Raw genomic sequence first — 26997 nt, 5'->3', positions numbered from 1 at the left:
GCTATCAACATCTACTGAATAAAAAGGGCTAATAAGTACCTAAAAAACGAACACACAACGGTAATAAATAAAGGAAAAAGCCTACAAGCGCATAAAAAAGATAATAAATTACAGGCACAAAAAAAGGAGCCATGGGCTCCTTTTCATTACTTATACAAAAACTTAAGCTGCCGCTAGGCCTTCTTTTGCTTTTGCTACAAGCGCTGCGAATGCAACTTGGTCGTAAACAGCGATATCTGCAAGGATCTTACGATCGATTTCTACAGATGTCTTTTTAAGACCATTGATAAAACGGCTGTAAGACAGACCATTTTGACGTGAAGCAGCATTGATACGTGCAATCCATAGTTGACGGAAAGTACGTTTCTTAGCACGGCGGTCACGGTAAGCGTATTGACCCGCTTTAGTAACAGCCTGGAAAGCTACGCGGTAAACACGTGAACGTGCTCCGTAGTAACCTTTCGCTTGTTTTAAAACTTTTTTGTGACGTGCACGTGCGACAACGCCGCGTTTAACTCTTGCCATTTCTAAAAACCCCTATTAAGCGAATGGTAACATACGTGAAACTAGACCATGGTCATTTTTATGAACCATCATCTTAGGACGTAGGTGTAACTTACGCTTAGAAGTTTTCTTAGTCAGAATGTGACGAAGATGCGCTTGTTTACGCTTGAAACCGCCAGAAGCAGTCTTTTTGAAACGCTTAGCTGCGCCTCTGTGACTTTTTAGCTTGTAAGCCATTGCAATAACTCCAATTGTATTGCTTTAAATTTAGTAAGAAGGCGTGAGATATATTGCTATAGCTCCACTTTAAAGGCCTAACTTACTGCTATGTTCCGGTGAAAACCCGATATAAATACCGCAATTTTACTTTAAAACCGGTTAACTCAGGTGGACATTTTCACATCACTTGCAAACCTGAGCTAAATTCGGTGCGTATTATCGCCTAATTATTACTTTTTAGCAACCGGTGCCATCATCATAACCATTTGACGACCTTCAACACGATTTGGGAAAGACTCAACAACTGCTAACTCTTCTAAATCGGTTTTAATACGGTTTAATAATTCGATACCAATTTCTTGGTGAGCCATTTCACGACCACGGAAGCGGATAGTTATCTTAGCTTTATCGCCAGCTTCTAAGAACTTACGTAAGTTGCGCAGCTTAACCTGATAATCGCCTTCATCCGTTCCCGGACGGAATTTGATTTCTTTAATCTGGATTTGCTTTTGCTTCTTCTTCTGCTCTTTTAGTTCTTTGCTTTTTTCAAAGATGAACTTACCGTAGTCCATAACCTTACAAACAGGCGGCTCAGCGTTTGGACTGATCTCTACAAGATCAACACCCGCTGCATCAGCCATAGCTTGCGCGTCTTTTAATGACTGAATTCCAGCTTGTTCGCCGTCGATGTCGATTAAACGAACTTCTAGCGCTGTAATTTCTTCGTTAATACGATTTTTTTGAGCTGTTTGTTGCCCTTTCTTGCCGCCTCTAATGGTACGTTCCTCCAAGAATATCAATAATATAAGCGTGTAGTTGGCCGTTTGTGATTGCCCTACACGCTCGATTTTTACTGTCGATTTTTGATTTCTTCACTGATTTTAGCGATAAAATCATCGACATTAAATTTGCCTAGGTCTTCACCTGTGCGAGTTCGTACTGCTACTTCTTGTTGTTCAACTTCTTTATCGCCAACAACCAGTAAGTAAGGAATACGCTTAAGTGTATGTTCTCGGATTTTAAAGCCAATCTTCTCATTTCTCAAGTCAGCAGCGGCTCTAATTCCAAGTTTATTTAATTTTTGTACAATTTCCTGCACATAAGGTGCTTGTTTATCGGTGATATTCATAATCACCACTTGCTTAGGCGCAAGCCACGTTGGGAATAAACCAGCGTACTCTTCTGTTAAGATACCGATAAAGCGCTCAATAGACCCTAAAATAGCGCGGTGTATCATAACAGGTGTGCGACGTTCGTTATTTTCAGCTACATAAGTAGCGCCCAAACGACCCGGTAATGCAAAATCTAGTTGCACTGTACCACACTGCCACGCTCTGTCTAAGCAATCGTACAAAGTAAATTCAATTTTAGGGCCATAAAACGCCCCTTCACCTGGTAAATAATCAAATTCAATGTCATTTGCTTTAAGTGCGTCAGCAAGTGCAAGCTCTGCTTTGTCCCACATTTCATCTTCGCCAATACGTTGCTCTGGGCGAGTTGAAAGTTTAACTACAATTTTTTCAAAGCCGAATGTTTCATACGTATCGTAAACCATTTTAATACAGGCCGATACTTCATCCATGATTTGCTCTTCAGTACAGAATACATGCGCATCATCTTGGGTAAAGCCACGCACACGCATTAAACCGTGAAGTGCGCCTGATGGCTCGTTACGGTGACAACAACCAAACTCAGCCATACGCAGTGGTAAATCACGGTATGATTTTAAACCTTGGTTAAATATTTGTACGTGACCTGGACAGTTCATTGGCTTGATTGCGTATTCACGCTTTTCAGACTCCGTGGTAAACATGGCTTCTGAATATTTTTCCCAGTGACCTGATTTTTCCCATAACGAACGATCCATCATCATTGGACCTTTTACTTCTTCGTATTGGTACTCACGTAATTTTTCACGCACAAATTCTTCTAATTCACGGTAAATGCTCCAACCATCGTTGTGCCAAAATACCATGCCTGGCGCTTCTTCTTGCCAGTGCCATAAATCAAGTGCTTTACCGATACGACGGTGATCGCGCTTCTCAGCTTCTTCTAAACGCTTTAAGTACGCTTTAAGTTGCTTTTTATCGCCCCACGCTGTGCCGTAAATACGCTGCAGCATTTTATTTTCAGAATCACCACGCCAGTATGCACCTGCTACCTTCATAATTTTGAAGTTTTGACAGAATTTCATGTTAGGAACATGTGGTCCACGACACATATCTACGTATTCTTCGTGGTGGTATAAACCTGGGCGATCATCTTGAGCAATATTTTCGTCAAGAATTTCTATTTTGTATGTTTCGCCACGCGCCGCAAACGTATCGCGTGCTTCTTGCCAGCTAACGGTTTTTTTCACTACATCGTAGTTTGTTTTTGCAAGCTGTAACATACGCTTTTCAATAGCATCAAGATCATCTTGAGATAACGAATGTTCCATATCAATATCGTAGTAAAAACCGTTATCAATTGTTGGACCAATCGCCATTTTTGCATCAGGAAAAAGTTGTTTAACAGCATGACCAATTAAGTGCGCACACGAGTGGCGAATAATTTCTAAACCATCGTCATCTTTTGCTGTAATAATTTCAAGACGAGAGTCGGCTGAAATTAAATCACATGCATCCACACGTTCGCCATTAACACGGCCGGCGATGGTTGCTTTAGCAAGACCAGGGCCAATATCGTTTGCAACATCAAGCGTGCTTACAGGGTTTTCAAAACTACGCTGACTACCGTCAGGGAGAGTAATAACTGGCATTATAAATCCTTACATACAGTGGTGACACCTACAATGTATCACGTGTATTTTTTAATTAATTAAATGAGAATGACTCGACAACGCTTTTACGAATAAGCATTGACTATTTTTCGCCCTCAAAGGCTAATGTAGATGCTGAGTCTGCTCAACTACAAAAAAGATATTGTCGCGTGCTGCAGCGTTAATTACAAGTTTTAAGCTACTAAAAACCACGCATTTTTAACATAAATGTGCAATTAATAATTTTTCTTCAGTCACGCCGCATCAAATTAACGTAAAGCACTATATTAAAGCAGCACACAAAGTGCTTAAACTCGCATTTTAATGCGTGTTGCGTATAATAACCGGTAATTAAGTTATAGTAGAGATTAACAATGAGAACATGTGGTGTAGAAATTACCGGTAGCGATGTACTACTTTGTATTTTAAGTAAAGATAACGACGTTTTTGATATTCGTGACGTGCGCCAAACACGCTTTACCTTAGGTAACGGTAACGACACTGAAATAATGCGTAAATTTCAATTTGATTTTGCCAAGTTAATGCAAGATTATCAAATTGATTCGGTTGCCATTCGCGAACGCCAACCTAAAGGTAAGTTTGCTGGCAGCGCTAAAGGATTCAAAATGGAAACCGCTATTCAGTTAATCGATAATCTCGATGTACGCGTGTTTTCAACCACCGAAATAAAAGAACAAGTAAAACGTAATCCGATACCTATCGCGTTTGAAGACACCGGTCTTAAAAAGTATCAAGAAAATGCATTTGTTAATGCTTACGTTTACATCATGAAAAAAACGTATCGCAGCGACGAAATGTAAATTAATTACATCCTTATAAAAACGCGTATTCGCTAGAGAGTACGCGTTTTTTTGTCTTTAAATTCTACATAAAAACAGCAATACCAATTCGCTTAACTAAGTGATCTAATTTTGAGGGAGGAAAATCGTGTCGATATCAAAGCAAAAATTTCGTTAGGTAGTTGTTCTAAATGAGAAATTTTTTACACAGCTAGCGTCTGATTTGCCCCCTCAAAATGATTTAGTATTATTGCCGATTGGTATAATACATTAGTCTAACCCTCTTCCTTTTGTCGACAATTCGTGTTTATTTAAACAGCAGGCCTCTCAAAAATAAAAACATGGAGTATGTCATGAAAGCGACACAAAAAGTGATAAAAGAAGTAGAGCAAATAAACACTATACCGCTATCAAACAGCTATTTTAAAGGAATTCAGAGCACACCACTAGTAGAACAAACCATAGGCGATTACTTTGACGGCATTGTCGACAATAACCCAGACGCTCTGGCCGTAGTCGTTGCCCATCAAAATATACGTTTGAGCTATAAGCAATTTCAACAGCAGATTAATCAACTTGCTATGGGGTTACTGGCTTTAGGGGTAAAACCTGGTGAACGGGTCGGTATTTGGTCACCGAACAATATACAGTGGTGCTTAACACAATTTGCCACCGCTAAAATAGGTGCCATTATGGTATGCATTAACCCAGCGTATCGTCCCAGTGAACTGCAATATGCACTAAACAGTGTGGAGTGTTCTACGCTTATTACCGCCACTGAATTTAAAGGCAGCCACTATATTAATATGCTGCAAAGTTTAGCTCCTGAGCTTAGCGGTTGTAACAAAGGTGAGTTAACCGCAGTCAAATTACCCACTTTAAAAAATGTAATTTGTATTGGTGATGAACCCGTCGATGGGATGTTTTCCTTTAATGAGGTTATGAGCATGCCCACCGATGCACATAAATTAGAACTGCAAGCGGTGGCCAAAACCCTCGATTGCAATCAAGATATCAATATTCAATTTACCTCTGGCACAACAGGAAACCCTAAAGGGGCTACGTTGACGCATAAAAATATATTGAATAATGCGCTTTTAGTCGCACAAGCTATGCACTTTACTGAGCGCGATAAGCTCTGTATTCCTGTTCCGCTATATCACTGCTTTGGCATGGTATTAGGCAGTTTATTGTGTGTCAGTAAAGGGGCCGCTGCAATTTATCCAAGTGATTCTTTTGATCCAAAAACTACATTAGAGGTGGTACAACAAGAAAAATGCACCGGCCTTCATGGTGTACCCACTATGTTTATAAGCGAGTTAGAGCTTAATAACTTTAACGAGTATGACTTAAGTACACTGCGAACGGGTGTTATGGCAGGCTCAACTTGTCCTGAACAGGTGATGCGTAAAGTACAAACACTCATGAATATGAATCAGGTGGTAATTGCCTATGGGCAAACAGAATGCAGCCCAATTAATAACATTACCGAAACCGACTCTTCTATTGAGCGTCAAGTCACTACGGTTGGCCGAGCACTTGCACACACCGAAGTAAAAATTATTGATGAGGTTGGTGACATTCAAAAAATCGGGCAGCCTGGTGAAGTATGTAGCCGTGGGGCCGGCATTATGCGTTGCTACTGGAATGATGAAGAGAAAACCAAAGCTACTATCGACAATGACGGCTGGCTGCACTCGGGCGATTTAGGGGTAATGGACAGTGAGGGCTTTGTCAGCATTGTTGGCAGAATTAAAGACATGATTATTCGTGGTGGTGAAAACATTTATCCGCGTGAAATTGAAGAAGTGCTTTACACCTATCCGGGTATACAAGACGCCGCTATTTTTGGCATTAGTGATGAAAAATTCGGTGAAGAAGTCTGTGCTTGGATCCAGCCTAAAGAAGGTGAAGTGCTTGATGAGCAGGCAATTCGTCTGTTTTTAAAGGACAAACTCGCCTACTTTAAACAACCTAAATACATTCGCTTTGTTGAAAATTACCCGATGACGGTAACCGGCAAATTGCAAAAATTTAAAATGCGTGAACAAATGCAAGAAGAGCTCGCCGAGTCTGCATTTTCGTAATCCGATTCAATGCGAAGCACTATCGGCTTAGTGCTTTGCATTGTCTTACTCAATTTCAGGTTGTTTAGGGTCAACAAAATCGGTAATACTGATATTTCGTCCTGCATTTTTAGCTTTATAAACCCCTACATCAGCTGTTGCTAACAATGATTTTATTGAAGGTCTGTATGTCGTGTATTGATCAATTGCAATACCGGCAGAGACAGTAATACGGTTAAAAGGTGAATATTGGTGTGCAATGGGGTCGTCTGCGAAGCACTTAGGTAAGTCACTTAACCAATCTAGCTCATTCGCTAGCAATGTTTTTACTAATATGAATTCTTCACCACCAAAGCGCACCACAATATCAGCGTCACAATGTTTTAATCGGTTTGCTACTGCTATTAGTACGTTATCTCCCTCTAAGTGGCCGTAGTTATCGTTATATTTTTTAAAATAGTCGATATCAATCATGGCTAACCCTAAATATTGTGATGGCGCTAACTTGTTAATTAATGCTTTACAGCGCCGATCAAAACTATGCCGATTATGCATACCTGTTAACTGATCGGTGTTAGCTTTTTCCGTTTCAAATAACTCCGCTTTATATTGCTTTCTTAATAAGGTATCTAGTTGATATTGCACAATAGCCAATACAATCACCATGCTAAAATAAAAATAAAGTGTCCATACAATCGAAGTAGAAGAAAAAAGCTCAATAAATATCAAGGCAATGCCGATTATTGACCATAAAACCAGTTTATGTCCTAAGTGCAGCATCGGTATGGCTATAAATGCAGCCGCTACAAGCATAGGCCCTCCCTCTTTCAACTCACCGTAACGCTGAACATATACCCAGAAGAAATAACTAAATAAAAAACAAAATAAAACCGCATAAATAAAAAAGCGCGAATGTAAGTACTCTGAACTTAGTGTTTTATTTATAATAATCAGAACTATCGATAGCAATACCATAACTACACGTAAAATTGTTATTGTTGAATTAGCAGGCTCTTGTTGATTAAACCAAGCCATAAAAATAAAAGACAATAAAAAAAGTGTTACAAGGTAGAGTGATGCATCAGCAAGGCGCATTGAGCTTTTATTAAGTTGATTTTGGAAGTCGTGCTCTGTCGCACTTGAAAAATAAAAAATTGCGGGAATAAGTCGCACCTGCACTCTCCTTAATAAGCTCACTGATCCTTATCCAAAGTATAGTTTATTGTTATTAATTAGCGAGTTAAATTTACCTTATTAAATAATATTATACATTATTTTTGCTATATCCTGAACAATTCTTATTCAGGATATAACGAATAAAAGTAGAGAGTTAATTAAATAGCCGAGGCGCTACTATACAACGCCTTGTTCAATCATTGCATCGGCTACACGTCTAAAACCAGCGATGTTAGCGCCTAGTAATAGATTACCAGGCTGATCAAATTCTTTTGCGGTATCGCTTGCTGTTATGAAAATATCTTTCATTATTTGCTTGAGCTTTTCATCAACTTCTTCAAACGTCCAGCTTTGCATACTGGCATTTTGCGCCATTTCTAGTTGGCTGGTTGCCACGCCACCGGCATTAGCCGCTTTGCCAGGGCCATAAGCAATTTTTGCTTCAATAAAGCAATCAATCGCTTCTTTGGTTGAGGGCATATTGGCACCTTCACATACTAATTTACAGCCATTATGAAGAAGCGCTTTTGCATCAGCTTGAGTTAACTCGTTTTGCGTGGCACAAGGGAATGCCGCATCCGCACTGTAGCGCCATACCGTATGACCATCTTGAGGATATTCGTCACGCGGTGTGTAATTAGCTTGAGGATGAGTGTCTAAGTAGTCACTTAAACACCCTCTTGATTGCTCTTTGAGCTGTTTTATCAGCTTTAAATCAATACCATTCTCATCGTATAAAGTGCCTTTAGAGTCACTACAGGTAATTGGCGTTGCATTAAGTTGATATAACTTTTCCATGGCATAGATAGCCACATTACCAGAGCCTGAAATTAAACAGCGCTTACCCGATAAGCTATCGTTACGCTCTTCAAGCATATTATTAGCAAAATAGGCAGCGCCATAGCCAGTGGCCTCTTTACGGGCAAGCGATCCACCCCAAAGTAAACTCTTACCCGTTAGCACCCCTTCATAACGCCCTGTTAAGCGTTTGTATTGACCAAACATATAGCCAATCTCTCTGGCACCTACGCCAATATCGCCGGCAGGTACATCGGTAGTCGGGCCAATATGGCGGTATAGCTCGTTCATAAAGGATTGGCAAAAACGCATAATTTCGCCATCAGAGCGTCCTTTAGGATCAAAGTTCGCACCGCCTTTTCCCCCACCAATAGGCAAACCTGTTAGTGCATTTTTAAAAATTTGTTCAAAGCCTAAAAACTTTATAATGCTGGCATTTACACTCGGGTGAAAACGTAAGCCGCCTTTGTAAGGCCCTAACGCCGAATTAAATTCAATACGGTAGCCTTTATTCACTTGAATATTGCCCTCATCGTCAACCCAAGGCACACGAAACATTAGTTGGCGCTCTGGCTCTACCATTCTTTGAATAATTGCTTGTTGTTGGTAATGACTTGTTTGCGCAAATACAGGTTCAAGTGAGTCAAGCACTTCTTCCACTGCTTGATAAAACTCACATTGCGCAGGGCTCGTTTGTTTTAACTGCGCAATGGTTGTGTGTATATAATTCATATTTATTCTTCCATGTAGGTATTTTTTAATTTGAAATAGGAAAAATGATCAATGCTATTGTTAGTGAAGAAATTAATTATCCGATCATTATTTTCACACTTTAACATCATAGATAAACTGGATGCACGTGTTTGATGTTGAATTAAATTGTTGTTTCTTTTGTATAAAAACTCATTAAAAAAGAATTTATATGCTAAAAACACCCATTTGAATGAATAACACGTTAAAAGTATTAAAAAAATAGTAAAACAAAATACGACTCTACATTTTTACGAGAGCGACAAAATAAACTGCTTTATGAGACTGAAGTTGTAGAAGGATAGACTGATAATTGAGTAAATGTGGAGAGGTCAAAATGGAGGTTGTATTCAACCTCCATAAAATGCATTAAGCTTTTTCGCCATCTGGGCGAAAAGTACGCTGTACACCGGTTAAAAATAAACGCAATATTTGATCGTTACACACACGGTAATGCTTGTTTTCAACTTTACGTGAAAATGCGCTTAGCTCATGTTTACTTAAATCAAAATCAACCAACGCCAAGGTCGCGATCACGTCTTCTGCTTTCATATTTAAAGCAATACGTAGCTTCATAAAAATAATATTGTTGTTCAATTTACTTTCAGGCTCTGGCTGCTCACCTTCACGCTTGCCGCGCTTGGTATTTATAAAACCATTTAAAAATACCGCAAATTCAGTGTCACTTATTGGGGTATACCCAGGCTCGCCCTCTTTAGTTAACCATGCAATCACCTGCTCAGTGCTTACGCTCTGCGCTGCTGCGGCGAAAACATCAACCATAGCTGAATCAGTTAAATCAAAGGTGTAGCGAATACGGCGTAAAATATCGTTATTTGTCAAAGTAAATCCCAAGGTAAATAAGCGCTCAGCAAACAAAAGCTGTTTAGTAGCGGCGCAGTTTATCAGAGTTACACTAAGCACCCTATTAAATACTGTGTTTAATTACCCAATACCTTTGCCGGATCTACGCGTGTTGCTTGCCATGCTGGATATAGCGTAGCAAATATCGCAAGCACAAAGGTGGCTATAACGGTCAACACAATATCTTGCCAAACTAATTTACTGGGCAAAAATTCGATAAAGTACACACCTTCTAGCGGGTTTTCACCCAGTAATAAGCTCAGCCAAGTAAATAGCTCACTAATATTAATTGCTAAAATCACGCCAACAATTGAGCCTAAAAGTACACCCACAAATGCTTGGGTTAAGCCTTGCATGACAAAAGTAGCCAATATGGTACTGTCTTTGGCACCCATGGTTTTTAAAATAGCAATATTGCCTTCTTTTTCACGCACTTCCATTACCAGTGAAGACACAATATTGAAACTCGCCACCGCGATAATTAAAAACACCACAATATAAACAATCGTGCGCACCATTTGAATATCTTGATACAAGCTACCTTGCGTTCTGAGCCAACTCGAAATATACACATAATCGGTAATGGTCTGGCCAACACGAAGCGCTATTTGATGCGCCGAAAACACATCATCAACACGCAAGCGTAACCCTGTTACTTGGCTTTGATCATAGCCTAAGGTTTGTTGTGCTTTGTTAAGATGAATAAAAGCAGCGCTGCTGTCGATTGGTCCGCCCATTTCTATAATGCCGGCAAGCGTGAGGGTAACGCGTTTTGGGGCGAGTAATGACTGGCCTTTTTCACTAATTTGCGGGATTAACAAGGTCACATTATCACCTAATGCGATATTAAGTTGCTTAACAATTTGCTTGCCTAAAATAACATCATCACCTGTTAACTGGCTGACTAATTTACCTTGTGTAAATTGGTTTATGGCTGACACATCACCTTCCAACGAAGGCTCAACACCTCGGATCTCAACCGCTTTTAATTGGCTTTTAAATTGCGCCATCCCATTAACAGCAATAAATGGGGCTGCGCCCGTTACGTGTGGTTGCTGTTTTAACTTTTCGACTTTAGTGGGCCAATCGGCAATCGGCCTACTTGGGGCAACATATTCAACTTGCGGCACTACACTCAATAAGCGATGCACTAATTGCTGCTCAAAACCATTGATCACCGATAACGCCACAATTAACACGGCAACACCAAGTAAAATACCAATAGTGGATGCTTTGGCTATAAAACTTACGAAGGCATTTTTTTCATCTTTATGGCCTGAATAGGCTCTAAAGCGTTTACTAATAAAGGCACTAAGCAACATGGCTAGACTCTTTTATTGATAGTTTACCATCATCTAAGTACGCTATTTTACCCAGCTTATCTGCCAGTTCTAAATCATGAGTCACTACCACAAAGCTGGTGTTTAAACTTTTATTTAACTCATTAATTAAATCGTAAATTTTAATCGCATTTTGCTTATCTAAATTACCCGTTGGCTCATCAGCAAGCACCAGCGCAGGCTCTGTCACTAAAGCGCGTGCAATGGCAACACGCTGACGTTCACCACCAGAAAGAGCCGAAGGCTTATGGCTACTTCTATGTGCAAGGCCTACCTTATCTAGCATGTTAAGTGCTTTCTTTTTGGCTTCTTTCGCGCTCAACCCTTTTATGAGTAATGGCATGGCAACGTTTTCAACCGCACTAAATTCCATTAATAAATGGTGGAACTGATAAATAAACCCTAAGTTTTTATTTCTGAAAGCCGCTTGCTGCGAGCGAGATAACTTAGCAACGTCTTGGTTTTTTATTTTTGCACTACCCGCACTGGCCGTGTCTAAGGTGCCTAAAATATGTAACAAGGTGCTTTTACCTGAACCTGAGCTGCCTACAATTGCCAGCATTTCACCTTGCGTTAGGGCTAAATCAACGCCTTTTAATACCTCAACCTGATTTTGCCCGTCTTGGTACACTTTACTTATTTTTTCACAACTAATTACTAAATCATTCATAACGTAATACCTCTGCTGGGTTTACTTTAGCGGCTTGGCGTGCTGGATATAAAGTCGCTAAAAAGCTCATTGCTAAGCTTAAAACGGCAATAACACTTAAACTAACCACATCAAATTTGACGGGGAGTGAAATTCCCGATAGTAAATTTAAACCAACCAAAGCCAGCAGTTCATTTATATATAAACTTAATAAAAGACCTAAAAAAGCACCCACGGCCGTGCCAATTACTCCGTTATAGAGCCCTTGTACCATAAATACGGTTTGCACTTGGCTTGGTGTGAGTCCTAATGTTTGCAAAATTGCTACTTCGCTTTGTTTTTCACTGACCATCATGGTCAGTGCCGATACAATATTAAATACCGCCACCAGCACAATTAAGCCAAGGAGCATAGACATGATGCGTTTTTCCATCGCAACGGCGGCAAATAAAGTGCCTTGACTGCTTCGCCAGTCGGTGAGTTTAAAGTCATTGAGTATGTGTTGGCTGTCTTGCATAAATTGGTCAAGTGCAAACGGCTCATGCAGTGACACGCTTAAATTAGGTACCGTATTGTTGCTAAGTTTTAAAACCCGTTGTAGTGATACGCCACTGGTAAATGCCAGTCCCATGTCTATTTCAGAGCCAGTTTCATAGATAGCAGCAATTTTAAATAAACGTTGGCTTGGCATGCGCCCAAGTGGGGTGTACGTAGATGCGTTAGGCATAATTACACGTAACTTATCACCTAAACCAACGCCAAGTTTGCGGCTTAAATAACGACTTATTGCAATATTATAATTATTGTTTAGTACATTTTGCCAATTGCCTTGCACTATTTTGTCGGTGATTTTATATAGCGAGCCGTTGTTGTCGTAAAGGCCTTGTAATAACACCCCGTGAAGATCTTTATTGGTTTGCAATATGGCTTCACCGTGGCGATATAAACTAACATGATCAACATACGGTGATTGCTCAAGCGCAGGTTTTAGCGAATTCATTTGCGCTTTGGAGTGATCTTTGGCTTGTATTTCAACGTGAGGAATAAGCCCCAACATATTTGATTTTAAACTACTCTCAAAGCCGTTCATTACACTACTGACCGTAAAAAGCGCCATTAAACCAATCGCTATACCTGCAATAGAAAAAAACGAAATGAACGAAATAAACGCATTGCCTTTAGAGGAGCGGCTATATCTGAGTCCGATAAATAGGCTAACAGGTTGAAACATATTAATTAAAACATTAATGCCAAAAGTGTGGCGTTATAGTAGCACGAACTCAGCGCAATTGAATATCACCATAAATGTAAGAAATAATTTATAAATCTGACACTTGGCTATATTTTAAACAAGCCAGTAAACCCTGCTAAACTTTCAGCCCTGTTACTAAGTAATCAAGTAATACCCGCACATTAGTAGCCACAAATTGCCGTGGCGGATATAGACCCCACACGCCCTCTTGTTGTGGTTGGTATGCAGTTAATATAGGTACTAACTGACCGGATTTAATTTCATTTTCAATATAGTAATCAGGCAACTGAACAATACCCAAACCCTTTATAGCGCCGTCAACCAGTGCCCAGCCGCTATTACAATGCAATCGCCCTGCGACCTTAATATGTTTATCACGATTATTTTCATTTACTCGCCAATAACTACTATTGCCAATTAAACATTGATGATTGTTAAGCTCCCCCAAAGTGTGAGGCTCACCAAAACGCGCTAAATATGCAGGTGAAGCACACATAATAAATCGTCGCGAGCTCAAGCGCCGCGCTTTTAAGCTTGAATCTTTTAAATGGCCTAGTCGAATGGCTAAATCAAAGCCCCCCTCTAATAAGTTTTCTTGCTCGTTAGAGAGCGTTGCGATTACTTCTACCTCTGGGTGATCATGCATAAATGAATGCACAATGGGCATAATAAAACTTTCACCATACATAACCGGTGCTGTTAATTTAATTTTACCTTTAGGTGAGGTTTGTACCGATGCTAAGCCTTGAGTGGCCTCGTCCATTGCGTGCTGTAAATGTTTAACTTGGTGTAAAAACTGCTCGCCCTCTTTGGTTAACACAACCTTTCGAGTGGTACGTGTTAATAATTGCGTATTTAACCGTTGTTCTAGCTTTGTAACATGGCGGCTAATATGAGCAACCGATAAACCTAACGTCTGTGCAGCTTGGGTAAAACTCCCCTCTTCGCCAACAGCAATAAACTCATCAATACCTTCCCAACGCATAATTATTACCATACTGTAAAAGTGTTTTATTAAATTGAAGATTATCATTATCTGAGAAACAAATACAATAACCTCATCACCCAAACAGTATGGGTCTACAATTCATATTCAAACCACTACAAAGGATATACACATGTCTGAATTTATAAAATCAAAAGCAGCGATTGCCTGGGGCCCTAATCAGCCTTTAAGCGTTGAAGAAGTTGATGTGATGATGCCTAAAAAAGGCGAAGTAATGGTCAAAATCACTGCCACTGGTGTGTGCCATACAGACGCTTTTACTTTATCAGGTGAAGATCCTGAAGGTATTTTCCCCGCTATTTTAGGTCATGAAGGCGCTGGGGTGGTTTACGCTGTGGGCGAAGGCGTTTCAAGTGTAGAAGTTGGCGATCACGTTATTCCTTTATACACCGCAGAATGTGGTGAATGTAAAATGTGTACTTCAGGTAAAACAAACTTGTGTTCAGCAGTTCGCGAAACGCAAGGTAAAGGCTTAATGCCAGATGGCACCACTCGCTTTTTCAAAGATGGCGAGCCTATTTACCACTATATGGGTACATCTACATTTTCTGAATACACAGTATTGCCAGAAATCTCATTGGCTAAAGTAAACAAAGAAGCGTCGTTAGAAGAAATTTGTTTATTAGGCTGTGGTGTTACTACCGGTATGGGCGCTGTAACAAATACGGCTAAAGTAAAAGCGGGCGATACCGTGGCTATTTTTGGTTTAGGCGGTATTGGTTTATCTGCCATTATTGGCGCTAAAATGGCTGGTGCTAGCCGTATTATTGGTATTGATATTAATACCTCTAAATTTGACTTGGCGACCAAACTAGGTGCTACCGACTTAATTAATCCAAAAGACTTTGACAAGCCAATTCAAGAAGTCATTGTTGAGATGACCGATGGCGGTGTTGATTACTCATTTGAATGTATTGGTAATGTTGATGTGATGCGCTCTGCGCTTGAGTGTTGTCATAAGGGTTGGGGAGAGTCTGTGATTATTGGTGTAGCCGGTGCTGGCCAAGAAATTTCAACTCGTCCGTTCCAACTTGTTACTGGCCGTGTATGGCGTGGTAGCGCATTTGGTGGTGTTAAAGGCCGCTCACAACTTCCTGAAATTGTGGAGCGTTACATGGCGGGTGAATTTGCGCTAAACGACTTTATCACTCATACCATGAGCCTAGAAGAAATTAACGATGCCTTTGATTTAATGCATGAAGGTAAAAGTATTCGTACTGTAATTCATTACTAATACGCCCATTTCACTTAATTACCATCACAAGCCGTTGCTATTAAGTAACGGCTTTTAAGGATTGTTATGTTAGAAAATATTTCAACCGCTAAAGTAGCTGGCGGATGGCATAAGCAATACAGCCATAGCGCCTCAAGCACTCGTTGTACTATGCGTTTTGCAGTTTTTTTACCGCCAGGCGCCAGTGAAACCAATAAGGTGCCGGTACTGTACTGGTTATCAGGTTTAACCTGTACCGATGAAAACTTTATGCAAAAAGCAGGCGCATTTAAAAAAGCAGCGGAGCTGGGTATCGCCATTGTAGCGCCAGATACGAGCCCACGTGGTGATAACGTGCCAAACGAAGACAGCTATGATTTTGCACAAGGTGCTGGGTTTTACCTTAATGCCACAAAAGCGCCCTACAACACCCATTTTAATATGTATGATTACGTTGTTAATGAGTTACCGGCACTAATTGAGCAACACTTTCCTGTTACAGATAAAAAAGCAATTAGTGGTCATTCAATGGGCGGGCACGGCGCATTGATGATTGCACTTAAAAACCCACAATCGTACACCAGCTCTTCGGCATTTAGTCCTATTGTTAATCCTATGGCGTGTCCGTGGGGTGTAAAAGCATTTACAGGCTACTTAGGCGACGACAAAACAACGTGGGCACACTACGATACTTGCGAATTAATGCAACAAGCCGAGCAAGCTAACTATTTACCTATGCTGGTAAGCCAAGGTGATGCTGATAACTTTTTAGAAGAGCAGCTTAAGCCGCAAAATTTGGTCGATATCGCTAATAAAAAAGCGTATCCGCTGCAGCTCGAAATGCACGCTGGCTACGATCATAGTTACTTTTTTATTAATAGCTTTATAGACCAACACTTATTATTTCATCATCAGTTTTTATCGGCTTAGATTCATTACTGTGTAGAGTAGATTTATCTACTTCTACACATTCTTTTAAGACCTTAGTAACCTGCCTACACTTTTTAATCACACCGTTATCTTCTTTTATAAATTCAATTATGGCTTTATCAGTTTCGTAACCAAGTTTGCTAAAACTAAAACTATCTTTATCCTTTACAAAACTATTAGTGCTATTGATGTTTAACTTGGATCTCGCCGTTTCATCCAAAAATATACCCATTACTGTGCAACCACTTAATACATTTGAAAAGATAATAATTAATAAAATGCGCATGTAAACTCTCGTTGCAAATAAGCCAAATTATATACGACTTAAAAAGGGAGTGTTGTAAAAATATGTAAGCCCCACAATTTTACATAATAGAGTTTGCTTGTGTGGTACGCAGCTGAAATTCATTGCTGGGTAAAAACGCACTTTATTGTGTAAATATTGCTAACGCCACTCATCCCCCTCGATAAAACAAAGGTAACACAATGATTTTATTTAAATTAATACCTTGGTTCAATTTTTGCTACTTATTTAAAATTTATCCGTGGAAATAGCAATGGAAATTGATCTACAGTGGAGAGACATTATTGATAACTTGATTCATCTTGGCATGGCGTATTTACTTGCCCTGCCAATGGCATATGATAGAGAGCATAGCCATAATGGTGCAGGTCTAAGAACGTTTCCTTTAGTTGCCGTCGCATCATGTGGTTATGCACTGATTGCTATGTCAGTTTTGGAGGGCGCAGAGGCGCAATCTAAAATGTTACAAGGTATTATTACAGGTATTGGTTTTATTGGTGGCGGCGCTATTTTAAAAAATAACCAGTCTACATCTGGAACAGCAACAGCTGCGAGTATTTGGAATATGGGTTTAATTGGTATCGCTATTGCGTACAGCCGCTATGAAATAGCTATTTTGTTGGCAGTAATAAACTTCATAACGCTTAGGTATGTTAAAAAATTTAAATAATGAAAATTATAATTAATTGCTTAGCGCTGATGCGATCACCCTGTTAAATTCAATCTTCAAACTCGCCTTTTGATATAATATAACATATAATCAAGTTCATTTTTTTCATTCTTGTTAATTATATTTATGTCATTATCTTTATCGCAAAGTCGCTTGCATCATATTGATCTATTACGCGGCATTATCATCATATTTATGGTGATAGATCACGGCATGTATTATTGTCTAAATTATTCAGTAACTGATCCCATGACCATACCCGGAACAGATGCGCTTACTTTTTTCACACGCTTTATATCGCATTTCTGTGCGCCATTATTTGTATTTTTAGCAGGCCTCTCTGCCGCTATTACAGAGCATAAATACGCGTGTACTCGTCAGTTTGCTAACGCTTTAATAGTTCGAGGCTTAGTGCTTATTTTATTTGAGTTTACAATTGTGTCATGGTCATGGAGTTTTAATCCTCTTTTCCCGATGTTATATGCTCAAGTAATTTGGGCGATTGGCTGGGGCTTTGTGGTGCTTGGCTTGCTTCGCTTAACAGGTATATACCCTGTATTTATAGCTGGCTTATTACTGGTATTTGGTCATAACTTACTTGATGGCATTACCTTTGAAACTAATACAATAGCGCATACACTGTGGTCTATCGTTCATCAAAAAAATGTATTAGCACTGCCGTTTGGTTTTTCTATTAGAACGACCTACCCCGTTGCGCCTATTGTTGGACTCATGTGTTTGGCTTATTGTGCAGGTGTATATTATAAATCTCAGCATTATAGTAAAAAAGTGATGAATTACGCGTTTATTATGGGTATGAGCTGCCTAGCACTATATTCAATACTACGCGGCTTTAATTTATACGGTGATATGTCACAGTTTTCTACACATACAGATCCACTGCTGACTATTATGTCGTTTTTAAATCCGACTAAATATCCGTTGTCGTTACAATTTATGTTACTTACTGTAGGGCTTGGTTTAATTGCGTTAAAACTGTTGAGCCACTTAAAGGCTAGTTTTTCGCAAAATTTTCTGCAAGTACTAGGTAAAACCAGCATGTTTTCCTACCTCACTCACTTGTATTTGCTACATGCTATCAGTTGGCTTTTAATACCTGCTCTTGGTTTTAACTTTAGTGATATGACCTATGGTGAAACCCTTGTTGGCTTACCATCTGGGTATGGTATGAGTTATATTGCGACCATGGCGATGATAGCTGTAGTGGTTGTGCTTACCGCCTTACTCTCTAAGCGCTACTTAAACTGGAAATATCGTAATAAAAACAGCCTGATTGCTAAATATATTTAGTAATCGCCCCCACAATATATTGTGGGGGAAATACTCGATAAAATGTTTCGTCACTTTATCAGATAGATTAATTTAATTTTTTGAGTGCTTTTTTTAATGCATCATAATCGACATTTATAAATGATAACGCTTTGGTTCGCTCTTGTTGTTAATTGAACTCTGAATTACTCCAGACCCTAACGAAATCTACTAGCATGTTAGCCTCAAAATCATCACTGATATTCTTTTCATTACCATCCCAACCACCTACTTGTAACGATAAAATAATATAAGAAGGTAAACTTCCAACTCGGTCGTCATAGTGCTCCCAGACTTTTTCACCATCTATATACATACCGACATAACCAGGCTGCCAATGCATGCCATATATATGGAAACCATCTGAGGAATAATTATGATAAAGCTCGCCGGAATTTACTGACTTATGTTGGCTACCGTAACCATCCCAATGCAGAGCTGAGATACTGATGTCTTCCCCCCAGATACCTAAACTCTCCATAATATCAAACTCCATTCCCTGATCGAATGTAGGTGAGGTATCTCCCCAAGTGTCTTTAATTAAAAGAAATGGTTCTTGACCATAATTAGTATCTGCATAATTACCTCCACGCACAAAAGCATCTTCAGTCGGGAATAAACTTTCTTCATTTACAATTAAAGCGGGCCTATCAGAAATATTATTCGCTTCACTGCTAAAAATTTTTATAAGCTGGCTACGCATATAATTGTCAATCAATGCAAAGCTCGCCTCTTTACCAGAACTTTTTTGCTCTCTTATATAACTGGTAACATCCACTTCAATTATGTTTCCCGTAACCTCTCCATAGCTATGACTAAACCATAAGGGATCGACCTGCGGTTTAGTATTCCAAGTTACAGTATCTTGGGACCAATCTGCGGAAAGTGTTTTATGCACAGCTATGCTGCTTTGAGTGTTTGCTTCAGAGATCTTAAATCTTAATAATGCAGAAGAAATAGTAGTAGATACATCATCAAGATTAAATTTTAATAATGACTGCCTCCTATAAGTATCGTTACCATAAATGCCTTTGTCAGGTAGTAACCAAAATGCAGGCCAAGCACCATGTACTGAGTCATACTTAATTTTGGCTTCAAAGTAACCATATTTTTGTCTAAATTTACGAAAAGTACTTACCTCAGCGGCTTTATAAAAGTAACGATTGGTTCCTTGATTTAATGTGTTTTTTTCTGCTTCAAACCGTAACATTTCATTTTCAATGCGAATAGTTTCTCGCCCAGCATTACCTGCGATACCACTCATTCCTAGATATTGCTTTCCAACATGCCAATTATTAGGGTTTAATAAAGTTGAATTAAAAGTATCTTCAAAAGTCAGCTCCCAATTACCAGCTAACGGCGGAGAAATGTTATTATCTGGCTCTCCCTCAACAAAGGAAACCGAGTCCATGTAAAATCTACCTGTTCCAAGAGGGCCTTGAATACCAATAGCCAGGACTTTCTCATTTTCATCAAGATTAAAGCCATTGAGATTGATTCTAATCGTGTGCCATGTATCGTCTGAAAAATTATTATGGCCAGGCAAACCATCCAATGTCCAAAATTCGTTATTGGTTTCATCAAGATTTATTTTTAATGAATCGTTACCGCGACGAAACATTAAAGTGCCCTTATTTCCTGATTTTCTGTATATTTTTGCCTCAAGTATTGAATTTTTAAAAGGAGGTACTTGAGCAATACGTAATCCTGATTGAGTCCAGTAGTGTACCTGCATTAATATAGCTCTTTCGCCATCAGCTACAGGCTCACCAATTTTAGTTAAAGTCGATTCACTTGATGAGGTTGACCACAATGAAGTACCATTACGTGGTTTGTCATCAAATAAAATAATAGACGCAAAACTAAGTTTAGACAGAAAGAGTAAAGTACATAAAGTGAGACTTTTTTGCCCTATAAGCCAGCGTTTTAATGGTATTAATTTCATCACTACTCCTAAAGTAATTAATAAAATTGAGTATTTAACCTATCTGAGCAAAAATTATAGTAACTATTTATAAAGTTCTTGATGCATAATAAATAATACTTTTTAACTTAATAAAATAAATAACATACTACTAATTAATTATTATATTGTATGCAACAAACCTAATATTTTCAATTTATCAAGGTGCTTTATTTTTAATGCGGAAGAAGAGATTAGTAATTTGAAGTATTTGCAAAGAGGTGAAGTTTTAATATTTTTGTTAAGGAACTAATTAGCGCATTAGTTAAACTACAATATGGGTTCATACATTAAAAAAGGCGCTTAAAAAGCGCCTTGCTAACAAGTATGTGTGCTTAGAACATATCTTGATAGGAATGTGTTGTATTGAATATAATTGCTTTTTCAAAGCCTGGCAGCTGAATGCTGTGCTCATCAATAACAATGTCATTTTCATCAATCAGCCCATCACCAAAACGATAAACTAGCGTGTATTGACCTAAATCTGCTTGTTGTTGATAGTGCTGTTGTGCTTCTTTTACCGCTGCATGTTTGCTGGTATAGAGCCCCATCATTTCATCGCCATGACGCTTAGCAAGCATTTGCATCGTTACTTTTGCTGAAAGCACTGTGGCTGTTGCATTATTACCACCAAACCCTTTAGAATTTATAAATGCAATATCCATATCACCACAATCATAGTGACTGTTACGAATATCTAAATGATCTGCATAAACATCATCAGCCACTTTATCTATAGTGGTAATACCCGGCATAATATTATGACTAAATACACCTAAGGCAATGGCAAGCTGATCGCCACTGGCAGGTGCTATAGTATGGCCAACATACGCTTTAGGGGCGGTTACTTTCCAATTATCTATTGCAAATGTTTGCGCTACTTTATGATAAATTAACGACTCAGTTACGCGGTTTTGTGGTGTGCTTGAACCATGGGCTAAAATAAAGCTACGTTGCTGTAATGCCTCTTTACCTAGTAAGCTACTGGCAAGTGCAGCCGATTTTGCCATGGTAATGTAGTTACCAGGCCCAGGTGAAGTAATTGATTTTTTTACTCCATCGGCGTTAACAAATACATCAGGCACACAGCCCATAATGTCTGCACCTAGTTCAAGTGCCAGCGCATCATCCATTAATATAGCCACTTGTGCGCCTTCACCTAAAGTAAAGCCACAGTTTTCGCCAAATGGGCGGCTGCTTCTACGATAATCAGGTTCATCGTCATTACTTAAATCATCTAAGCGGCGCAAACCTTCAATATTAGCCAGCGCACTCATATTGCCAAAGCCTTCAACCACTTCAGGGGTAATCGCACATTCTACACTTGCCACAATTGCAACACGTGTGCGCCCTGCTTGTATATCATTTACTGCTGCGCGCAAGTTATATAAAAAAGTAGCACACGCACCCGATGTAGAAAAAGTAGTCCCTACATTGCCCGTAACATAGGCATTGATAAAATCGGTCGACATTGTATTTAAACCCAGTGCTAGCTGCTTAGTGCTGACGCGATCACCCTGCTGGCGCGCTTTGACTAACCCACCTAAACCTTTATCGTCCATTTGGCCAATAACCGATGCTGAATAGGTACCAATTTTATCAGGCTCAACACTATTCATAATGTATTGCCAATCAAGTCCGGTTGATTTTATTGCATCGGTGGCAGCAAAAATAGTAGCTTGTAAACCACGAGGTTGGTAGCGGCTATTGTACATAATTGACGGATCAAACCCTGTGGGTAGTTGCCCAGCAGATTTAATTGGATTATCGCGAGTAGAATCATGTTTAATATCAAATTGAGCCGCAATAGTTACTTTCACTTTTTTATTTTCAAGCTCTTCAACGTGCCAACTTTCAGGTACTGGCGAAGGTAAATCACGACGGCGTGTTTCAAACACAATCGCGTTTTCATCCGATGCGGTTAACGTCATTTTTTGCTGCCACGGCGTGGCATCTACATCAAAGTGTTGTTTTTCAATTTTGCGAATTAATGTACCTGCAATAATTTGCTCACCAAAACGTGCTTCTATGTCGCTTTGCTCAACATTATTGCCCTGCATGTCTTGTAGTTGTCCATTCACAACACTCACTAAATTCATTAATGTGACGAGGCCTAAAAATGTTTCTTGGCGAGCTTGAGACTCTAAGCTATCTAACACGATACGACGATAACCTTGATGAAAAGAAGTACGGCCAGCGGCATTAATGCCTCCCATGCCGACAATGACGGGTAATGCGGTCATAATTTACCTTTAAAAAACGTGTTATAAGAATATGAAGTTAGTTTAAATGGATTACGCACACATCTTTGTGCTTTAATAGCCAAATATTAAGCACAAAAGGCCAAAAACAACTGGTCGGAGCATTTAAATGAGCAATAATCCAACAAATCCACCATTAAATATAGCCATTGCTGTTTACTCGCACCTACTGGTAACTAGTTTAACCTTGCCAATTGAAATGCTCAGAGCAGGTGAAGCGTTTGCCAAGGGACACACTAGTAAAAAAAACTTCAGAGCACTGAATATTCATTTAATTGCAAAAAATATGGCTCCTATTGCAACCAGAACAGGTTTAGCCATCGTGCCTGATTGCAGCAGTGATAACGCCCCCTATTGCGATTTAATCATTGTTCCGGGTATTTGGCGTAATCCACGCCCTGTTGTTAAAACGAATCAACCAATAGTTAATTGGCTCAATGAGAGTTTTACCATGGGAAGCCATATTATTGGTGTTGGTACCGGCAATTGTTTGCTCGCAGAAGCCGGTTTACTTGATGGTCACCCTGCAACCACTCACTGGCATTATGCCAAGCAATTTTCTCAAGATTATCCAAACGTTAGCTTAAAACCTGATTTTTTTATTACCCAATCAGAGCGCATGTATACGGTAGCCAGTTTAAATGCCTTAGCTGACGTTATTGTTCATATTATTAGCCAATACTATGGCAAAGAAGCGGCGCAGCATGTTGAGCGGAACTTTTCACATGAAATACGTAAACCCTACGAAGATCAACGCTATTTAGAAGGCGCCGTTAACCGACATGCTGATGAACTTATTGCACAAATACAATTTTGGTTAAAAACTAATTTATCTAGTGAGTTAGATTTACAAGAAGTCGCGGCACAATTTAGCTTAAGCTACCGCACGTTTACACGCAGGTTTCGACTTGCTACAAATCAAAGCCCTATAGAGTACTGGCAGCAGCTACGTGTTGAAGGTGCAAAAGAATTACTGGCCTCATCGAACTTATCAATTCAGGAAGTCGCGTTAGAAGTTGGTTATAACGATCAAGGCCATTTAACCCGTGTGTTTAAAAAGGTATTGAGCCAAACCCCGAGCGAATACAGAAAAGTAGTCAGACGAAAGTTATTTGGTTAATGTTTCTTTGCCCTTGTTTGATATTTTAGTCAGGCCGTTGACAACGCAGTTTCGACCGTTGTTTTTAGCTAAATATAAATAATTATCGGCTAATCTTAAAATTTCACTCAGGTGAGTATGCTCATGTGCATCAATACCGACCAAGCCAATACTAATAGTGATGTTTAACGTGCTCTGCATATAAGTAAATTGATGATTTTGTATGTCAGTTCTTAGCTTATCCATTGTGATTATAGCGACCTCTATGTCGTCATTTACCACCAATGTAAATTCTTCACCGCCAAAACGATAAACATGTTCATCGCCTAAATGTTTTTTAAATAACTGTGTTAATTGTACCAGCACTGCATCACCGGCATCGTGCCCATATTTATCGTTTACTTTTTTAAAAAAATCCAGATCAGCTAAGGCAAAACAATAGGGGTTAGAAAAGTCGATATGGTTATGAAAATGGCTTTTAAAAGCACGCCGGTTATAAGCCTGCGTTAAGCTGTCGCGTAATGCTAAATTAATAATTTCCTCTTGATTAGAGGCTCTCATCGATTCAAAAACATGTGAAACACCCCACACGATAATATACGTCAGAGAAAGATTAATGATGAGCTTAAAATTTATTTCAACTAACCGTTTGTCGATCACATAAAACAGCAGTAACAACGTAATCAAAAAGCTAAAGCTGCTTATAAAGCCATGCTTTTTCCAAACAATAAGTAAACCAATACAGGAAGAGTACACACCCAATGCGATATGCCAGTCTCTAAGTTAATTGCGGTGATAGCAAGCAACACAACTGCAAAGTAAGTATAAATAACAGCATAGCGATGCCATAATTTAGAGCGATTTGTTCTCGTTTGGTGATACGTATAAATACAAAAAAAAGCTAATGCAAGTTCAATAAAGCCCAAAACATAATTTTTACTCATAAACACATTAACGTAAGTGACAACTAAAGCAACTAATGTAATTATTAAGCTTATATTTTTGAATACGGTTAATCTGACTGATTCTGTTTTATCAAATGAATGCTGATGCATTAATATCCCTTTAAATAATTACCTCCCATAAACTTCAAGCATATCAGCCTAGGATTAAAAAATAGATAATAACTACAACATATATGTAAGCCTACTTACTATAACAGCTAAAATTAGCCTAAATTTAAATATGCGTGAACAAAGATTGATAGGCCTTGATTAGATCTTTTTATATATATAAATTATAGTATTACTCATTAGGTGTAGTGGTATTAACATAGGGAGATAGCCGATGGATGAATTAACCAATTTGCTTGTCGAACAACACAACAATGCATCCATTAAGGCTAAACTAGCTAACTTACTCACTTTGGTTCGTAAACATTTAGATATGGATGTTGCTTTTATATCTGAATTTATTAACGATGAGCGTGTTTTTAAAGTGGTCGATAACCCCTCTGAAAACCAAATTGTTAAAGTGGGTAATGCCGATCCGATTAATGAAACGTATTGCCAACAAATCACCGACAACAAGCTTAGCCCTATTATTACTAATACCAAAGCAAACCCAATAACCAAAGCGATGCCGGTTACAAAAAAATTAGGTATAGGGGCATATATAGGTGTACCTATCAACCTGTCGAACGGGAAATTATATGGTACGTTTTGTTGTTATAAATCACACCATGATGAGAGCTTAAATGAGCGCGATTTATCTTTTTTAAATATTATTTCAGAAATAGCGACCGGATTAATTGAAAAGAGTTTAGATAAAAGCGTATCGTACAACCACACAAAATCAACTATTGAGCAAATTATTAGCGATAATGATATTAGTATCTATTTTCAGCCTATGTATAGTCAACTAAATAATAAAGTTGTAGGTTTTGAATCGCTTGCACGTTTTTTTACCACCCCTTATAAAACCCCTGATATCTGGTTTAAAGAAGCGAGTAAGGTGGGTTTAAGTGAATCATTAGAAATGCTGGCCATTAAAAATGCAGTAGCCAATATGGCAAAGTTTAATAATACAACTTACATTGCCATTAATTGCTCGCCTTCGCACATTCTTAGCGGCGCACTTGAACGAACATTACAACAGATTGACTGCACTAGGGTGGTATTAGAAATTACTGAACATTCGCCAATTTCTAATTACGAAAAAATGCGAGCTGCACTTAGGCCTCTCAGAAACAAAGGTCTGCGCTTGGCCATTGACGATGTAGGCGCTGGCTTTTCCTCATTTCAGCACATACTAGAGCTTGAGGCCGATATTATAAAATTAGATATTAGCCTGACTCAAAATATAAACACAGACGATCGTAAATTTTTACTGGCAAAAGCACTGTGTGGATTTGCAAAAGCAATCGACTGCACCATTGTTGCCGAAGGGATCGAAACCGCAGAAGAACTAAACTCGTTAAGAATACTCAATGTAGACAGTGTACAAGGTTATTTTATTGGCCGCCCCGCACCAATTGAAGATGCGCTTAGCTTCCAAAACAAAGCACTACCCGCATAAAAACGCCACTAATTAGTGGCGCTCGGTATCAATACTGTCTTTTCGATAATAGCGTTTATGATAACTTTTCACTTTAGCATGCACGCCTTTACTTAAGCTTTTAAACTTAGCTTCTAGCACGTCAACGCCGTATAAAATACCCACCACAAGCACCGAGAGCTTAATAGCAGCCCCGAGGTTTTCGGTTGCTATCATCACGCCAATGGAGGCCAGTACCCAAATGGTGGCAGCAGAGGTAACCCCGACTACCGCACCGTCTTTTGCGAGCATTACGCCTGCGCCTAAAAAGCCGATGCCGGTAATTATTTGCCCGACTACGCGAGAATGATCAATCACATCCCCTTGTAAATTAAACGCAGTCGATAAAAACAAGTAAGTACCTAAGGTGATCAGTGCAGAAGTACGGATCCCTACAGGTTTGCCACGCAATTGCCGTTCTATACCAATAATAGCCCCACAAAAAGCCGCCGTACCAATAGCTGCCCACGAGTATGGGGCTACATCGATAAAATCTAAAAATGTCACT

At 39.2% G+C, this 26997-nt stretch carries 24 protein-coding genes and 1 pseudogene; 8 read left to right on the top strand and 17 right to left on the bottom strand.

The annotated features are described in order from the left end of the window. Nucleotides 1–162 precede the first annotated feature (162 nt). The 4 genes from rplT to thrS all read right to left on the bottom strand — a co-directional run bounded on the left by rplT (nucleotide 163) and on the right by thrS (nucleotide 3484). On the bottom strand, nucleotides 163–525 hold the full coding sequence (rplT, locus tag PTET_RS07475) for a 50S ribosomal protein L20 (RefSeq protein WP_008110477.1): 363 nt from the start codon (nucleotides 523–525) through the stop codon (nucleotides 163–165). 15 nt (nucleotides 526–540) lie between these two features. Further along, a complete protein-coding gene (gene rpmI / locus PTET_RS07470) occupies nucleotides 541–741 on the bottom strand; it encodes a 50S ribosomal protein L35 (protein WP_004587840.1) in 201 nt (66 codons plus the stop codon). Between the two features lie 212 nt (nucleotides 742–953). Next, on the bottom strand, nucleotides 954–1514 hold the full coding sequence (gene infC, locus PTET_RS07465) for a translation initiation factor IF-3 (RefSeq protein ID WP_008110479.1): 561 nt from the start codon (nucleotides 1512–1514) through the stop codon (nucleotides 954–956). A 59-nt stretch (nucleotides 1515–1573) separates the two neighbouring features. Further along, on the bottom strand, nucleotides 1574–3484 hold the full coding sequence (gene thrS / locus PTET_RS07460; protein WP_013464859.1) for a threonine--tRNA ligase: 1911 nt from the start codon (nucleotides 3482–3484) through the stop codon (nucleotides 1574–1576). Between the two features lie 374 nt (nucleotides 3485–3858). Between thrS and PTET_RS07455 the strand changes: the two genes are divergently transcribed. Further along, nucleotides 3859–4305, top strand: a complete 447-nt coding sequence (locus PTET_RS07455; protein WP_010389888.1) for a DUF3010 family protein — start codon at nucleotides 3859–3861, stop codon at nucleotides 4303–4305. Between the two features lie 332 nt (nucleotides 4306–4637). Then, nucleotides 4638–6371, top strand: a complete 1734-nt coding sequence (locus PTET_RS07450) for an AMP-binding protein (protein WP_013464858.1) — start codon at nucleotides 4638–4640, stop codon at nucleotides 6369–6371. Between the two features lie 45 nt (nucleotides 6372–6416). Here PTET_RS07450 and PTET_RS07445 read toward each other — a convergent pair whose 3' ends face one another. The 7 genes from PTET_RS07445 to PTET_RS07415 all read right to left on the bottom strand — a co-directional run bounded on the left by PTET_RS07445 (nucleotide 6417) and on the right by PTET_RS07415 (nucleotide 14167). Continuing rightward, a complete protein-coding gene (locus tag PTET_RS07445) occupies nucleotides 6417–7523 on the bottom strand; it encodes a GGDEF domain-containing protein (RefSeq protein WP_013464857.1) in 1107 nt (368 codons plus the stop codon). Nucleotides 7524–7703: 180 nt separating this feature from the next. Next, nucleotides 7704–9056, bottom strand: coding sequence for an NADP-specific glutamate dehydrogenase (gdhA, locus tag PTET_RS07440; protein ID WP_013464856.1), 1353 nt, complete (start codon nucleotides 9054–9056; stop codon nucleotides 7704–7706). 387 nt (nucleotides 9057–9443) lie between these two features. Then, entirely contained in the window at nucleotides 9444–9917 is a 474-nt protein-coding gene (locus tag PTET_RS07435; protein ID WP_024601041.1) for a YehS family protein, read from the bottom strand. A 98-nt stretch (nucleotides 9918–10015) separates the two neighbouring features. Next, on the bottom strand, nucleotides 10016–11260 hold the full coding sequence (locus tag PTET_RS07430; protein WP_013464854.1) for a lipoprotein-releasing ABC transporter permease subunit: 1245 nt from the start codon (nucleotides 11258–11260) through the stop codon (nucleotides 10016–10018). Beyond that, nucleotides 11250–11948, bottom strand: a complete 699-nt coding sequence (gene lolD, locus PTET_RS07425; protein WP_013464853.1) for a lipoprotein-releasing ABC transporter ATP-binding protein LolD — start codon at nucleotides 11946–11948, stop codon at nucleotides 11250–11252. The genes PTET_RS07430 and lolD overlap by 11 nt, the downstream gene beginning before the upstream one ends. Next, nucleotides 11941–13158: a lipoprotein-releasing ABC transporter permease subunit gene (locus PTET_RS07420; protein WP_013464852.1), complete on the bottom strand. Its 1218-nt coding sequence runs from the start codon at nucleotides 13156–13158 to the stop codon at nucleotides 11941–11943. Before PTET_RS07420 ends, lolD begins: the two co-directional genes overlap by 8 nt. Nucleotides 13159–13294: 136 nt before the next feature. Further along, a complete protein-coding gene (locus PTET_RS07415; RefSeq protein ID WP_029609976.1) occupies nucleotides 13295–14167 on the bottom strand; it encodes a LysR family transcriptional regulator in 873 nt (290 codons plus the stop codon). Between the two features lie 130 nt (nucleotides 14168–14297). On the opposite strand from PTET_RS07415, the gene PTET_RS07410 reads away from it, so the two are divergent. Next, nucleotides 14298–15419 (top strand): S-(hydroxymethyl)glutathione dehydrogenase/class III alcohol dehydrogenase, encoded by a 1122-nt coding sequence (locus tag PTET_RS07410; protein ID WP_013464850.1) that lies wholly within the window; start codon nucleotides 14298–14300, stop codon nucleotides 15417–15419. A gap of 66 nt (nucleotides 15420–15485) precedes the next feature. Then, nucleotides 15486–16328 carry an S-formylglutathione hydrolase gene (gene fghA, locus PTET_RS07405; protein WP_013464849.1) on the top strand — a complete coding sequence of 281 codons (843 nt, stop codon included), beginning with the start codon at nucleotides 15486–15488 and terminating at the stop codon, nucleotides 16326–16328. Here the strand turns inward: fghA and PTET_RS07400 are convergent. After that, nucleotides 16282–16614: a hypothetical protein gene (locus tag PTET_RS07400; protein WP_013464848.1), complete on the bottom strand. Its 333-nt coding sequence runs from the start codon at nucleotides 16612–16614 to the stop codon at nucleotides 16282–16284. The genes fghA and PTET_RS07400 overlap by 47 nt on opposite strands. A gap of 271 nt (nucleotides 16615–16885) precedes the next feature. Here PTET_RS07400 and PTET_RS07395 point away from each other — a divergent pair, with 271 nt between their 5' ends. Together PTET_RS07395 and PTET_RS07390 are read left to right on the top strand one after the other, a co-directional pair. Next, nucleotides 16886–17302, top strand: coding sequence for an MgtC/SapB family protein (locus tag PTET_RS07395; RefSeq protein ID WP_013464847.1), 417 nt, complete (start codon nucleotides 16886–16888; stop codon nucleotides 17300–17302). 126 nt (nucleotides 17303–17428) lie between these two features. Then, entirely contained in the window at nucleotides 17429–18613 is a 1185-nt protein-coding gene (locus PTET_RS07390) for a DUF1624 domain-containing protein (protein WP_020476964.1), read from the top strand. A gap of 148 nt (nucleotides 18614–18761) precedes the next feature. Here the strand turns inward: PTET_RS07390 and PTET_RS07385 are convergent, their stop codons facing one another. Together PTET_RS07385 and PTET_RS07380 are read right to left on the bottom strand one after the other, a co-directional pair. Next, nucleotides 18762–20576, bottom strand: coding sequence for a CBM96 family carbohydrate-binding protein (locus tag PTET_RS07385; protein ID WP_013464845.1), 1815 nt, complete (start codon nucleotides 20574–20576; stop codon nucleotides 18762–18764). 353 nt (nucleotides 20577–20929) lie between these two features. Further along, nucleotides 20930–22837 carry a beta-ketoacyl synthase gene (locus PTET_RS07380; protein WP_096038409.1) on the bottom strand — a complete coding sequence of 636 codons (1908 nt, stop codon included), beginning with the start codon at nucleotides 22835–22837 and terminating at the stop codon, nucleotides 20930–20932. A gap of 127 nt (nucleotides 22838–22964) precedes the next feature. On the opposite strand from PTET_RS07380, the gene PTET_RS07375 reads away from it, so the two are divergent. Beyond that, nucleotides 22965–23975 (top strand): GlxA family transcriptional regulator, encoded by a 1011-nt coding sequence (locus PTET_RS07375; protein ID WP_013464843.1) that lies wholly within the window; start codon nucleotides 22965–22967, stop codon nucleotides 23973–23975. On the opposite strand, the gene PTET_RS07370 is transcribed toward PTET_RS07375, so the two are convergent. Both PTET_RS07370 and PTET_RS07365 read right to left on the bottom strand, forming a co-directional pair. Continuing rightward, nucleotides 23964–24515, bottom strand: coding sequence for a GGDEF domain-containing protein (locus PTET_RS07370; protein ID WP_081485450.1), 552 nt, complete (start codon nucleotides 24513–24515; stop codon nucleotides 23964–23966). The two genes, PTET_RS07375 and PTET_RS07370, sit on opposite strands and share 12 nt — an antisense overlap. 39 nt (nucleotides 24516–24554) lie before the next feature. Further along, nucleotides 24555–25009: pseudogene (locus PTET_RS07365) on the bottom strand (GGDEF domain-containing protein); the annotation flags it as partial. A gap of 232 nt (nucleotides 25010–25241) precedes the next feature. Between PTET_RS07365 and PTET_RS07360 the strand changes: the two are divergent. Beyond that, entirely contained in the window at nucleotides 25242–26471 is a 1230-nt protein-coding gene (locus PTET_RS07360; RefSeq protein WP_013464840.1) for a sensor domain-containing phosphodiesterase, read from the top strand. 12 nt (nucleotides 26472–26483) lie between these two features. Here PTET_RS07360 and PTET_RS07355 read toward each other — a convergent pair whose 3' ends face one another. Continuing rightward, nucleotides 26484–26996: an MgtC/SapB family protein gene (locus PTET_RS07355; RefSeq protein WP_013464839.1), complete on the bottom strand. Its 513-nt coding sequence runs from the start codon at nucleotides 26994–26996 to the stop codon at nucleotides 26484–26486. Between the last annotated feature and the right edge of the window lies 1 nt (nucleotide 26997).

It is taken from the genome of Pseudoalteromonas tetraodonis (assembly GCF_002310835.1).
Taxonomy (GTDB): domain Bacteria; phylum Pseudomonadota; class Gammaproteobacteria; order Enterobacterales; family Alteromonadaceae; genus Pseudoalteromonas; species Pseudoalteromonas tetraodonis.
Note: the sequence above shows the minus strand (reverse complement) of the source record. Positions and strands in the feature narration are given on the sequence as shown.